This is a genomic window from Nocardioides litoris, assembly GCF_006346315.1.
Taxonomy (GTDB): Bacteria; Actinomycetota; Actinomycetes; order Propionibacteriales; family Nocardioidaceae; genus Nocardioides; species Nocardioides litoris.
On sequence record NZ_VDMR01000001.1, the window covers coordinates 58,553 to 70,615 of the forward strand.

The window sequence follows — 12,063 nt, forward strand, 5'->3', positions numbered from 1 at the left end:
GTCGCGGGCCGTGGGCTGCGCGCGCCGCATCGTGGGCAGGGTGCGGGCCAGGATGGTGATGTCGCGCCACAGCGACCAGCTGTCGATGTAGGCGTTGTCGAACCGCACCCGCTCGCTGATCGAGGTGTCCCCGCGCAGGTGGTGCACCTGGGCCCAGCCGGTGATGCCGACCGGCACGCGGTGGCGGTCGTCGTACCCGTGGTGGCGGCGGGCGAACTCGGTGGCGTAGTGGGGGCGCTCGGGTCGCGGGCCGACCAGGCTCATGTCGCCGCGCAGCACGTTGACCAGCTGGGGCAGCTCGTCGAGGCCCGTGCGGCGCAGGAACCGCCCCGTCGGGCCGAGGCGGGCGTCGTTGTCGATGTTCCAGGTCTCGCCGGCGGCCGGAGCGGGGCGGAGGGTCTGCAGCTTGTAGAGCGTGAAGGTGCGGCCGTGGAGGCCGACCCGCGTCTGGCGGAACAGCACCCCGCCGGTCTCGCGCCGCGCCGCGAGGCCGCAGACCGCGAGCAGCGGGGCCAGCGCGACGAGCGCGGCGCCGGCCAGCACGACGTCGAGCCCCCGCTTGGCCACCCGGCCCACCGACCACTCCGAGAGGCGGGGCAGCCGGGTCAGCGCGACCCCGTGCACCAGCTCGGTGCGGGTGGCGTGGCGGCGGCTCATGGCCTCGAAGAACCGCGGCACCACGAAGACCTGGTGGTTCTCGGCCACCGCGCGGCGCACGGCCCGCACGACCTCCGGTGACGGCGCGTCGCCGAACGCGACGACCACGTGGCGCACCTCGAGGTCGTGCAGCACCCGGGGCAGGGCGGCGAGCGGGCCGACGTACGGCGCCGCGGGGCGCAGCGGGACGGAGCCGTCGGGGGAGAGGACCCCCACCGGCCGGAGCCCGTGCTCGCGGTGGCGCACCAGCGCCTCGGTGACCCGCCGGGCCACCACGTCGGTACCGACCACGACCACGTCGTGCGAGACCCGGCCCCGGCGGCGGGCGCGGTGGGTGGCGGCGTACACCAGGGCGCGGGCGAGGAGCAGCAGCGCGGCGTGCAGCGCGGCGACCGCGGCGATGCGCTCGTCGAGGACCTCGGGGACCGGGGCCAGGTGGGGGCCGAGGACGACGACCACGCCGAGCACGACGCCGGTCAGCGCGACCACGCGCGGCAGGTCGTCGAGCATGCTGAGCACCAGCCGCGACCGGTGCACGTGCAGCCCGCTCGCGGCCAGCACCGAGACGCCGGCGGCCAGCAGCAGCACCTCGGGCTCGCGCACCCCGATCGCGTGCAGGGCCGCGACCGCGGCCAGCGGGTCGAGCACCGCGAGCAGGGTGCGCATCGTGACGAGCGGTCGCAGGTCGGGCCGCGGCAGGCGGCGTCGGCGGCGAGCGCGGTGCGGCGTCGACAACGAGAGCATGTCCCCCCCAGGACGAGTCGCGCGCCCCGGGGGCACGCTCCCCCGTCCGACCGGCGGACGGAGTGCCCCCACGGTACGGAGCGCCGGGGGTCGCGCGGAACCGCTGCCGGCCTGTCAATCGGCGTCATCTCGATGCCTCGTCGCGCCCGGTGGCCACGCCCTAGGCTTCCGCGATGCGAACGTACGCCGTCACCGGCGCCGCCTCGGGCATCGGCGCGGCCCTCGTGGCGCTCCTGCGCGACGCCGGCCACCGGGTCGTCACCGTCGACCGCGACCCGACCGCCGACGTCGTCGCCGACCTCGCCTCGCCGGCGGGTCGCGCGGCCGCGGTCGCGGCGGTCGTGGCGGCGGCGCCCGAGGGGCTCGACGGGCTGGTCCCGTGCGCGGGCGTCGCGGGGCTGACCGGCGTCGACCCCCGGCTCGTCGTCTCGGTCAACCACTTCGGGTCGGTCGAGGTCGTGGAGGGCCTGCGGCCGCACCTGCGCCCCGGCTCGGCCGTGGTGCTGGTCTCCTCCAACTCCGTGACCTGCCAGCCGGGGTGGAGCCAGGACGTCGCCGCGGCCTGCCTGTCCGGGGACGAGGAGCACGCCCGGTCGGTCGCGACCGCCCTCGACGCCGTGCACGTCTACCCCGCGACCAAGGCGGCGGTGGCCACCTGGGCCCGGCGGGCGGCCGCGGCGCCGGCGTACGCCGGCGCGGGCGTGCGGGTGACCTGCGTGGCCCCGGGCATGGTGGCGACGCCGATGACCGACGCGCTGCGGGCAGACCCCGAGCTCGGGGTCTTCGCCGACGCCTACCCCTCCGCGCTGGGGAGGCCCGGCACGCCGGAGGAGGTCGCGGCCGTGGTCGCGTTCCTGCTCTCGCCCGCGGCCTCGCTCGTGGTCGGGTCGGTGCTGGTCGCCGACGGCGGCACAGACGCCCTGCTCCACCCCGGCCACGGCACCGCCGACCCCCCGCTCGGGTGAGGGTGGCGCCGGTCGGGGTGAACCCCCGGACCGGCCCCGCGGGCGAGCGTGGACCCATGACTGGTGGCACCGACGCGACAGCCGAGACGACCGTGACCGAGTGGCAGGCCGCCTACGACCGGGTGCGCGACCTCGCCCGCGAGAAGGGCGAGGCCGGCCTCGACGTCAAGGTGCCGGCGACCCCCGACTGGACCGCGCGGCAGCTGCTCGCGCACATGGTCGGCGTGGGCCACGACGCGCAGGCGGGCCAGATGCCCGAGCAGCCCGACGACGACTGGACCCGGGGCCACGTGGAGCAGCGCCGCGACCTCAGCGTCGACCAGGTGCTCGACGCCTGGGCCGAGGACCGGATCTCCATCGAGGCCACCGTGGCCGACGACCCGGGCCCCCTGGCCGACCTGGTCATCCACGAGCAGGACCTGCGGGGCGCCGTCGGCGAGCCCGGGGCCCGCGACACCCCCGGCCTGGCCCTGGTCCGCGACGTCGCCGCCGGCCAGCTCGCCGAGGCCGTCCGGGGTCGCGACCCGCTGCGGCTGGAGTCGAACGGCTGGACCTGGCAGAGCCACGACGGCGACCCGGGGCTGGTGCTGAGGGCCGAGGAGTACGACCTGTTCCGGGCCATCACCAGCCGGCGCACCGAGGACGAGCTGCGCTCCTACGTCGCCGCCGGTGACCTCGACCCCTACCTCGACGCCTTCGCCGGGATGGGCCCGCTACCCGAGAGGTCGCTGGGCGAGTGAAGCGCTACGACCTGGTCGTCATCGGCGCGGGCTCCGGCAACACGGTCGTCGACGACCGGTTCGCCGACCGGTCGGTCGCGATCATCGAGCGCGGTCCGTTCGGCGGCACCTGCCTCAACCGCGGGTGCATCCCGTCGAAGATGCTCGTCGCCACCGCCGACCGCGCGCACGACGCGGCCACCAGCGCGCCGTTCGGCGTCTCGACGTCGTACGACGGTGCCGACTGGCCCGCCATCCGCGACCGCGTCTTCTCCCGCCTCGACGGCATCGCCTCCGACGGGCACGACTACCGCGTCGGTCTCGACCACGTCACCGTCCTCGACGGCACGGCCCGCTTCACCGGTCCGCGGCGCCTGGAGGTCACCACCGACGCGGGCACCGAGGAGCTCGAGGCCGGCCAGGTGGTGCTGGCAGTGGGGTCGCGGCCCGTCGTCCCGGACGTCCCGGGCCTCGACGAGGTCGAGGTGCACACCAGCGACACGGTGATGCGCCTCGACGCGCTGCCCGGGCGCATCGGCATCATCGGCGGCGGCTACATCGGCTGCGAGCTGGCCCACATCTTCGACGGCCTCGGCTCGGAGGTCCTCCAGGTCGAGTCGGGCGAGCAGCTCCTCGGCAACCAGGACGAGGAGGTCTCCGAGGTCTTCACCGCCGAGGTCTCGCAGCGGTGGGACGTCCGGCTGGAGACCGAGCTGTCGTCGGTCCGGCCGGTCGACGGTGGTCGCATCGAGCTGGGGCTGTCGCAGGGCGGGCCCGAGGTCGTCGACGTGCTGCTGCTGGCCGTGGGCCGGGTGCCCAACACCGACGGGATCGGCCTCGACCTCGCCGGCGTCGAGACCGACGAGCGCGGCCGGGTCGTCGTCGACGCCCACCAGCGCACGACGGCCGAGGGCGTGTGGGCGCTCGGTGACGCCTCCAGCCCGGAGCCGCTCAAGCACGTCGCCAACCAGGACGCCCGCGTCGTGCAGCACAACCTGCTGCACCCCGACCGCCTCGTCGAGAGCGACCACCGCTTCGTGCCCAACGCGGTCTTCACCCACCCGCAGGTCGCCTCCGTCGGCCTCACCGAGGCCCAGGCCCGCGACCGGGGCCTCGACCTCGCCGTCGGCCGCAACGAGATCGGCGACACCGCCCACGGCTGGGCGCTGCTCGAGGACCGCACCGACCACCGGGTCAAGCTGCTCGCCGACCGCGCCACCGGCCGGCTCGTCGGCGCCCACCTCATCGGCCCGCAGGCCTCGGCGCTCGTGCAGCCGCTGATCCAGGCCATGAGCTTCGACCAGCCGGCCCGCGGGCTCGCCCGGGGGCAGTACTGGATCCACCCCGCCCTCACCGAGACCGTCGAGAACGCGCTGCTCGCGCTGGAGGACGACCTCGACGCCTGACGCCGGGCCCCGTCACCCGATCGCGACCTCCCAGGTCTCGACCAGGCTCCGCACCTGGGCCCGGGCGGTCTCGCGGTCGGCGGGGTCGCTCCAGCGCTCGGCCCAGCCGTCGTCGGCCAGCACCGCGCCCAGGGCGGCGAGCGCGTCGTCGGCCAGCGCGGGGTCGGGCGTGCTGGGCGGGGTGCTCGGACCGTCGGCGGGCTCGGCGGCGCCGGGCAGGCCCGCGGCCAGCCAGGCCGCGGCGGCCACGACGCGGGCCGGGTCGGCGCTGCCCTGCAGCGTGGCGGCGGCGTACGCCGCGGGGTCGGTCGCCTCGTCCAGCTCGTCGCCCCAGGCGGCGGCCTCGTCGTTCTCGAACGGTCCGGTGCCCCAGGTCTCGATGCGCATGGCCCCACGGTGCCCGCCGCGGACGGCGGTGCCCCTCGCCCCCTCAGGTGAGGGTGACCCACCCCCCGCGCGGGCACCGGAGGTGGTGGACGCAGCAGGGATCGACCCCCCGGTCGCGGTGGTCGCCGGTCGGCGCACGCCGCTGACCGACGCCGTCGTGCACCTGCTGCTGGACCGCGGGTACGACGTGCACCTGCCGGCCGGGCTCGTGCCCGACGAGGTCGGCGCCCACGACCGGCGGCACCTGCGCCCGCTGCACGTCCTCGCGGGGCCGGAGCCCGCCGACCCGTTCGAGCCCCTCGTCGCCGCGGCGATCGCAGGCGGTCGGCCCCTGGGACTGGTGGTGCTGGTCGACGGCACCGCGGCCGCGCAGCGGGCGGCCACGGCCGTGGTCCGCGGCCGGGCCGGCGGTCGGGTGCTGGCCCTGCGGTCGCCCGCCGGCCACCGTCGGTGGGTCCGGGCCCGGACCACGCCGAGGTCGGTCGACCGGACCGTGCGGGGCGCCCTCGACGCCGTCGCCGGGTAGCCCCACCCCTTCGGGCAGCCGGGGATGGGACAGGCTAGGGCCACTGGTCACGACGGAGGTAGACCCATGCTGGTGCCACCCGGGGCTGCGCGCAGCGCCCCCCACGACGAGTACGACCGCGTCGCCGAGACCACGGCGGCCATGGTCATCGACGCCTACTCCAGCTCCTTCGGCCTGGCCTCCCGCCTGCTGGCCCCGCCCGTGCGCCGCCACGTGCGCAACGTCTACGCCCTGGTCCGCGTCGCCGACGAGATCGTCGACGCGCCGCGCCCCGACGGCACCGCGGTGCAGCGCGCCGCCGTCCTCGCGACCCTGCGCGCCGAGACGGTGACGGCGATGGGCACCGGCCACAGCAGCAACCTCGTGGTCCACGCCTTCGCCCGCACCGCCCGCGCCGTCGGGGTCACCCCCGACCTCGTCGAGCCGTTCTTCGACTCCATGCACGCCGACCTCGACCCCCAGCCGCACGACCAGGCCTCCTTCGACGCCTACGTCCACGGCTCCGCCGAGGTCGTCGGCCTGATGTGCCTGCGGGCGTTCCTGCACGACGAGCCCCGCCCCGACGACCGGTACGACGCCCTCGCGCCCGGGGCCCGCCGCCTCGGCGCCGCCTTCCAGAAGGTGAACTTCCTGCGCGACCTCCGCGAGGACCTCGACACCCTCGGCCGCAGCTACTTCCCCGGCCTCGACGTGGCCCGGCTGACCGATGCCGAGCGTGACGTGCTGCTGGACGACATCGAGGCCGACCTCGACGCCGCGGCGCGCGTCGTGCCCCACCTGCCGGGGTCGAGCCGGGTCGCGGTGTGCGCGGCCCACGACCTGTTCGCCGAGCTGGCCCGCCGCCTGCGGGCCACGCCGGCCGAGGTGCTCCGCAGCCGCCGGGTGCGGGTGCCCCAGCCGGTCAAGGCGCGCATCGTCACCGCGGCCGCCCTGCGCAGCGGGATGCCCCGATGAGCCGCGGGCGTCGGGTCGTCGTCGTCGGTGGCGGCGTGGCCGGGCTGAGCACGGCCGCCCTGCTGGCCGCCGACGGGCACCAGGTCGACCTGCTGGAGAAGCGCGACGACCTCGGTGGGCGCGCCGGGCTGTGGGAGAGCGACGGGTTCCGCTTCGACACCGGCCCGTCCTGGTGGCTGATGCCCGAGGTCTTCGACCACTTCTTCGCGATGCTCGGCACCACCACCGCCGAGCAGGTCGACCTGGTCACCCTCGACCCCGGCTACCGGGTCTTCTGCGAGGGGCACGAGCCCTTCGACATCGCCCAGGACGTGGCGACCAACACGGCGCTCTTCGAGCGGATCGAGCCCGGCGCCGGCGCCGCGCTGACCCGCTACCTCGACACCGCGCGCGAGGTCTACGACCTGGCCGTGCAGCGCTTCCTCTACACCTCCTTCGACTCCGTCGGGGCCTTCACCGGCCGCGAGCTGCTCCGCAACGCGCCGCGGCTCGTGCCGCTGCTGACCCGGTCGCTGCAGTCGTGGGTGCACAGCCGCTTCCGCGACAACCGGCTGCGCCAGGTGCTCGGCTACCCCGCGGTGTTCCTCGGCTCCTCGCCCGACCGCGCGCCCGCGATGTACCACCTGATGAGCCACCTCGACCTCGCCGACGGCGTCCGCTACCCGCAGGGCGGGTTCACCACGCTCGTGGAGTCCCTCGAGCGGCTGTGCCGCGAGCGCGGTGTCCGCATCCACGCCGGGTCGCCCGCCACCGCCGTCGAGACGACCGCGAGCGGCAGCCGGCGTCGCAAGGCCCGGGTCACCGGCGTCCGGTACGCCGACGCCGCGGGCGCCGAGCACGTGCTGCCCGCCGACGTCGTCGTCGGCGCGGCCGACCTGCACCACGTCGAGACCACGCTGCTGCCGCGCGACCTGCAGACCTTCCCCGCGTCGTACTGGGAGAAGGCGACGTCGGGACCTGGAGCGGTGCTGGTCAACCTCGGCGTCCGCGGCTCGCTGCCCGAGCTCGAGCACCACACGCTGTTCTTCACCGAGGACTGGCAGACCAACTTCGACGCGATCTTCGCCGAGCCGACCCGGGTGCCCGACCCCGCGTCGATCTACGTGTGCAAGCCGTCGCAGACCGACGGGTCCGTCGCGCCCGAGGGCCACGAGAACCTCTTCATCCTCGTCCCCGTCCCGCCCGACCCCGGCATCGGCCGCGGCGGGGTCGACGGGTCCGGCGACGCCGAGGTCGAGGCTGCCGCCGACCGGGCCATCGCCATGGTCGCGGCGTGGGCCGGCGTGCCCGACCTGGCCGAGCGGATCGTCGTACGCCGCACCGTCGGGCCCGCCGACTTCGTGGCCGACCTCAACTCGTGGTCGGGCGGCGCGCTCGGGCCCGCGCACGTGCTGAAGCAGTCGGCGTTCTTCCGGGCGACCAACGTGTCCCGCAAGGTCGAGGGCCTGTACTACGCCGGCTACGGCACCGTGCCGGGCATCGGGCTGCCGATGTGCCTCATCAGCGCCGAGCTGGTGCTGAAGAAGCTGCGTGGCGACACCTCGGTCGGCCCGTCGGTCGAGCCGGCCGCGGTGGGTGCGCTGCGCAGTGCCTGACGGTCCCGACGCCTACGACGCCTGGTCGGAGCGCCACGGCGGGCTCGACCCGCGCGCGTCCGGCTGGGTGCGCGGCTGGATCGGCCTGACCGACGGCGTCGCCGCTCCGCTGGCCCGCTGGGGCGTGCCCGCCGACGCCGTGACCGTCGCCGGACTGGCGGTGACCGCGGTGGCGCCGCTGCTGGCGCGGCGTCCCGGCGCCGGGCCGTGGCTGGTCGTGCCGACCGCCATCGTGGCCGGGGTCCTCGACGGCGTCGACGGGGCCGTGGCCTCCCGCGCCGGGTCGTCGGGCCGCCGCGGCCAGGTGCTCGACGCCGCCACCGACCGGGTCTCCGACGTGCTCCTGGCCGCCGTCCCCGTCGCGCTCGGGGCGCCGCGGTCGCTGGGGGTCGGGCTGGCGGTCGTCGGGCTCGCGCAGGAGGGGTTGCGGGTCGGCCGCGGGTCGCTCACGGTCACCGTCTCCGAGCGGCCCACCCGCGTCAGCGTCGCCTGCACCGCTGCCGCCCTCGCCGCCTTCCGCCCCGCCCGCCGCCGGTCCCTGGCCACCGCGGTCGCCGCGGGTGGCCTCGGGCTGGGGCTCGTCGGGCTCGGCCAGCTGGTCGCGGCGCGGCGGGCTCCCCGCTCTCCGGGAAGCCCTCCCTCGCGTGGCTGACGCCGACCCGACCTTCGTGGACGTGCGGCTCTGGGACCGCTCGGCCCTGGTGCTGATGGACTGGCTCCAGACCCACGACGAGGCCTCGCTCCCGTTCTCCGACCCCGCCGAGAAGCAGGCCCTCCGCGACCTCCTGTCGGCCCTGGAATGGTCGCTCGGGCTCGGCGCCTCCGAGGCCGAGCTCGCGGAGGCGCGGACCCGGGTGGCCCGCGACATGGCCGACGAGGACCGCGTGCTCTAGCGCGTTCGGGCGTGGACGTTGTTGCCCCTACGAGGTCGCCAGGGCCTCCAGCAGCTCGTCGACCATCCCCGCGAACGCCACCAGCTCGCCGCTCTCCTCCCACAGGTCGCGCAGCTCGGAGTCGGTGCCCCGGACACGCTGCAGGGCGGCGGTCGCCAGCCTGCGGTGGCGCCTGGTCAGGCGCGGTGGCCGGGTCGAGGGCGCGTAGGCGCTCGGCGGCGCGGCGTCGTGGGCGGAGGCGAACCACGCCGCAGCAGCCACGGCCGCCGATCCTGCCGGCGCCTCGAGGTAGCCGGTCGTCCGGACGGCCGTGCGGAGCGTCTCGCGCGCGAACCTCGCCGGGTTGCGCGCCTCGTCCAGCTCTCCCGACCAGTCGGCGGCGTCGTCGTTGTCGAACGCACCGGCGTCCCACGAGCCCACGCCGCACCCTCCCACACACGACCGTGGCGGGGCCTGGACGTGCCGGTGTCCCCGCGCGCCGGTGGTGGGCGGGGTGTGGGGCGGGGTGGTCAGGGTTCGGCGGAGCGGTCGACGGTGTACGTCGCGCCGGCGGGGCTGTGCCACTCGAACACGCCGGGTCTGAGTTGCTGGTAGGTCCAGGGGGAGTGGGTCTTGGCGCGATGGTGGGACCGGCAGAGCCGGGCGAGGTTGCTGGACCTGGTCTCGCCGCCTGAGTCGTGGGGCTGGGTGTGGTCGCGGTCGGTGCGGCGGCGATTGCAGAACGGGAACACGCAGCGCCGGTCGCGGACGTCGACCTGCTCGGCCAGGCGTGGTGAGGGTGTGTAGCCGGCGGAGGTGAGGTCGGCGGAGAGGTCGATGACGGGCTTGATGTGCGCGTCGTCGTGCCGCCACGCGGCGACCTGTTGGGCCAGGGCTTGGGCGGCGGTGGGGTCGCCGCCGGGGAGGTCGACGACGGGCGTGATGGTGACCTGGGTGCCGGGGTGGCGGCACCAGGTGGCGAGCTGCTCGGTGGTGATGGTGGTGCCGGTGGTCTCGACGACGTCGGAGTCCGAGCGCAGGTGCGCGTAGACCGTGACGCCGCGACCGGTGGTGGTCTCGAGATCCAGCGCGAGCTGGGCGCGGGCGATCTCGCCGACGGCGAGGGCGCGGCGGGCGTCCCACGACTCATGGCACCCCAGCTCGCCGAGCTGGGCCGCCACGCCGGCGACGGCGGTGTCGAGGTCGACCGCGTCAGCCAGGTCGAGGGTCCCGGTGACCTCGACGGTGCCGTCGAGCGATCGGACGTGGTCGAGGTGCACGTCGAACCGACGGTGCTCCAACGCCGCCAACCTGCGGCGCTCCACCTCGTCGGGGCAGTGGGCGGCCAGGGCGGAGGCGACGGTGCGGTCGACCTGCGCAAACGTGCAGGAGTGCGCGGTCGGCGCCAGCGCCCGGTCGACCTCCGCCGCACCCGCGGGCGGGAGCTGCTGGGTCTGCTCGGCGATGCGGAACGCCTTCCACACCGGCACCTCCAGCCCGACGACCCGGGCCCACAGGCGGGGGAGGCGGTGGCGCAGCTCGAGGGCGTTGCCGACGTACACCGCGCATGAGTCGGGCGAGCGGCCCAGCACGCAGGCCAGGTCGTGGGTGTCGAACTCGCTGACCCACGGACACCCCGGCCCGCCGAGCTGCAACCCCGGCGTCATCGTGTGGAGCGACGCCTCGGCCTCCGACACCTCGTGGGCCGCGCACCAGTCCAGCACCGCCACCAGCCGCGCGACCTCTTGACGCAGCACGGCGTGCTGTGCGTCGGCCACGGCGGCCAGGGCCGGGTCGAGGAGGCGGCTGCTGGTCATGACGTCAGACTAGACACGACCACCGACAGTTATCGACGACACGTTCGACAGCAGGGCCGCAGGGGGTGCGCTCGACGCGCACTACCGCCACGGACGTCCCCGCCACCGCTGGACCGCGTCCGGGGCCACGAGGTCGGGGTCGAGCCATCGGCCGTCGAGACTCCCGCCCCACCCGTCGAGCCGGCGGGTGACGGCATCGCTGCCGCGGCGCGCGTGGACGACGCCGCCGAGCGCGATCGTGAGGATGGTGTCGTCGAGCTCCTCCAGCAGGAGGGCGGAGCCGTCGTCACACGCGTCGCAGCCGCACACCGGGACCGAGGCGACCAGGGCCACCGGGAGCCCCGCCTGGGCCGGCGCGGCCACTCCCACGTCGATCCCGAGGGGCTCCCCATCGACGAGCGTGTCGGCCAGGAGCACCCCGAGGGCGCCGGGCGTCGTCGGCGTGATCCTCCGGACCCGGACGTCGTCCTCCGCGGGACGCAGCAGGTCGCCCACCCAGGTCGGTCGTGCAGGGACGTCGTGGGTGGTCGCCAGTCCCAGGTCCGCGAGGGCCAGCGCCCACGCGTCGACGCGGGCGGGGAGGATCCGGTACTTGCCGGGGTCCAGGCACCGGGAGTACTCCTCGTCCGCCGGCGGCTCCAGGTCGGGATGCGGGTCCGGCCAGCCGGGCGTCGCGGAGCCCGTCGAGGCGAACTCGTCGTCCACCCGGCGGACCAGGTGGTCCACCCAGGCCGGACGTGGCGGCAGGTCCCAGGTCACGCCCCGAGGATCGAGGCTGGAGCGACGGCCGGCAAGCGACTTCCGGGCCCGGGCGGGGGCGGGGACCCGGGCGCCGTGGCCTTCGAGGAGGGACAGGAGCGCGCCCGGGCGGTGCCGGGGGCCGGTGAGCACCGCGCGCCCCACCCGCCCCGCGGGAAGTCAGGCGTCGACACCGTGCAGCCGCGCGTGCAACGCCCGCACCTCGGCCTCGAGCTCGGGGGCGGGGCCGTCGACGGGGAGGTCGGGGGCGACGTCGTTGATCGCGAGCGGGCGGACCGGGCCGGGGGCGACGCCCCACTCGCGGAGCCAGGAGCCGAGCTGGGCGGTGGAGGCGGCGTACACGATGCGGCCGAGTCCGTTCCAGGCGTGCGCGGCCGAGCACATCGGGCAGTGCTCGCCGGAGGTGTACACGGTGCAGGCGGCCCGGTCGGCGGGGTCGACGTGCTCGCCGGCCCAGCGGGCGAGGTCGAATTCCGGGTGGCGGGTGGCGTCGCCGCCGGCGACGCGGTTGCGGTCGGTGCGGAGCACGGTGCCGTCGCCGCCCACGAGCACCGACCCGAAGGGCTCGTCGCCGGCGTCGAGGGCCTGGCGGGCCAGGTCGATGCAGGTGCGGAGGTGGGCCAGGTCGGTCTCGGAGATCGCCATCCCCCGAGTCTGGCAGG

The 12,063-nt window shown here is 76.1% G+C and carries 13 protein-coding genes and 1 pseudogene; 8 read left to right on the forward strand and 6 right to left on the reverse strand.

Going from position 1 to position 12,063, the window contains the following annotated elements; genetic code table 11:
- Positions 1-39: 39 nt before the first annotated feature.
- Positions 40-1,401, reverse strand: a pseudogene (locus FJQ57_RS23140) (exopolysaccharide biosynthesis polyprenyl glycosylphosphotransferase); the annotation flags it as partial.
- A 173-nt stretch (positions 1,402-1,574) separates the two neighbouring features.
- Between FJQ57_RS23140 and FJQ57_RS00280 the strand changes: the two are divergent.
- From FJQ57_RS00280 to FJQ57_RS00290, 3 genes are read left to right on the forward strand one after another with little or no spacing between them, the layout of a single operon-like run.
- Positions 1,575-2,366, forward strand: a complete 792-nt coding sequence (locus FJQ57_RS00280) for an SDR family oxidoreductase (protein ID WP_139977285.1) — start codon at positions 1,575-1,577, stop codon at positions 2,364-2,366.
- Between the two features lie 56 nt (positions 2,367-2,422).
- Positions 2,423-3,106 carry a maleylpyruvate isomerase mycothiol-dependent enzyme family protein gene (locus FJQ57_RS00285; RefSeq protein WP_139977286.1) on the forward strand — a complete coding sequence of 228 codons (684 nt, stop codon included), beginning with the start codon at positions 2,423-2,425 and terminating at the stop codon, positions 3,104-3,106.
- The gene (locus tag FJQ57_RS00290; RefSeq protein ID WP_139977287.1) at positions 3,103-4,491 is read left to right on the forward strand and encodes a mycothione reductase; all 1,389 of its coding nucleotides are present in this window, start codon (positions 3,103-3,105) and stop codon (positions 4,489-4,491) included. The genes FJQ57_RS00285 and FJQ57_RS00290 overlap by 4 nt, the downstream gene beginning before the upstream one ends.
- Before the next feature lie 12 nt (positions 4,492-4,503).
- Here FJQ57_RS00290 and FJQ57_RS00295 read toward each other — a convergent pair whose 3' ends face one another.
- Positions 4,504-4,878, reverse strand: coding sequence for a DUF4259 domain-containing protein (locus FJQ57_RS00295; RefSeq protein ID WP_139977288.1), 375 nt, complete (start codon positions 4,876-4,878; stop codon positions 4,504-4,506).
- Between the two features lie 85 nt (positions 4,879-4,963).
- Between FJQ57_RS00295 and FJQ57_RS00300 the strand changes: the two genes are divergently transcribed.
- The 5 genes from FJQ57_RS00300 to FJQ57_RS00320 all read left to right on the forward strand — a co-directional run bounded on the left by FJQ57_RS00300 (position 4,964) and on the right by FJQ57_RS00320 (position 8,846).
- Positions 4,964-5,404 (forward strand): hypothetical protein, encoded by a 441-nt coding sequence (locus FJQ57_RS00300; protein ID WP_139977289.1) that lies wholly within the window; start codon positions 4,964-4,966, stop codon positions 5,402-5,404.
- Between the two features lie 66 nt (positions 5,405-5,470).
- Positions 5,471-6,358, forward strand: coding sequence for a phytoene/squalene synthase family protein (locus FJQ57_RS00305; RefSeq protein ID WP_139977290.1), 888 nt, complete (start codon positions 5,471-5,473; stop codon positions 6,356-6,358).
- Complete coding sequence (crtI, locus tag FJQ57_RS00310) at positions 6,355-7,953, forward strand: phytoene desaturase family protein (protein ID WP_139977291.1); 1,599 nt, start codon at positions 6,355-6,357, stop codon at positions 7,951-7,953. The genes FJQ57_RS00305 and crtI overlap by 4 nt, the downstream gene beginning before the upstream one ends.
- A complete protein-coding gene (locus FJQ57_RS00315) occupies positions 7,946-8,605 on the forward strand; it encodes a CDP-alcohol phosphatidyltransferase family protein (RefSeq protein ID WP_170219199.1) in 660 nt (219 codons plus the stop codon). The genes crtI and FJQ57_RS00315 overlap by 8 nt, the downstream gene beginning before the upstream one ends.
- Positions 8,598-8,846, forward strand: coding sequence for a hypothetical protein (locus FJQ57_RS00320; protein WP_139977293.1), 249 nt, complete (start codon positions 8,598-8,600; stop codon positions 8,844-8,846). Before FJQ57_RS00315 ends, FJQ57_RS00320 begins: the two co-directional genes overlap by 8 nt.
- Positions 8,847-8,873: 27 nt before the next feature.
- Here the strand turns inward: FJQ57_RS00320 and FJQ57_RS22115 are convergent, their stop codons facing one another.
- The 4 genes from FJQ57_RS22115 to FJQ57_RS00335 form a co-directional block, all read right to left on the reverse strand.
- The gene (locus tag FJQ57_RS22115; protein ID WP_170219200.1) at positions 8,874-9,266 is read right to left on the reverse strand and encodes a DUF4259 domain-containing protein; all 393 of its coding nucleotides are present in this window, start codon (positions 9,264-9,266) and stop codon (positions 8,874-8,876) included.
- An 89-nt stretch (positions 9,267-9,355) separates the two neighbouring features.
- Complete coding sequence (locus FJQ57_RS22120) at positions 9,356-10,642, reverse strand: HNH endonuclease (RefSeq protein ID WP_170219201.1); 1,287 nt, start codon at positions 10,640-10,642, stop codon at positions 9,356-9,358.
- 81 nt (positions 10,643-10,723) lie between these two features.
- Positions 10,724-11,401 carry a DUF6226 family protein gene (locus FJQ57_RS00330; protein WP_139977294.1) on the reverse strand — a complete coding sequence of 226 codons (678 nt, stop codon included), beginning with the start codon at positions 11,399-11,401 and terminating at the stop codon, positions 10,724-10,726.
- Between the two features lie 159 nt (positions 11,402-11,560).
- Positions 11,561-12,046 (reverse strand): nucleoside deaminase, encoded by a 486-nt coding sequence (locus FJQ57_RS00335; protein WP_139977295.1) that lies wholly within the window; start codon positions 12,044-12,046, stop codon positions 11,561-11,563.
- Between the last annotated feature and the right edge of the window lie 17 nt (positions 12,047-12,063).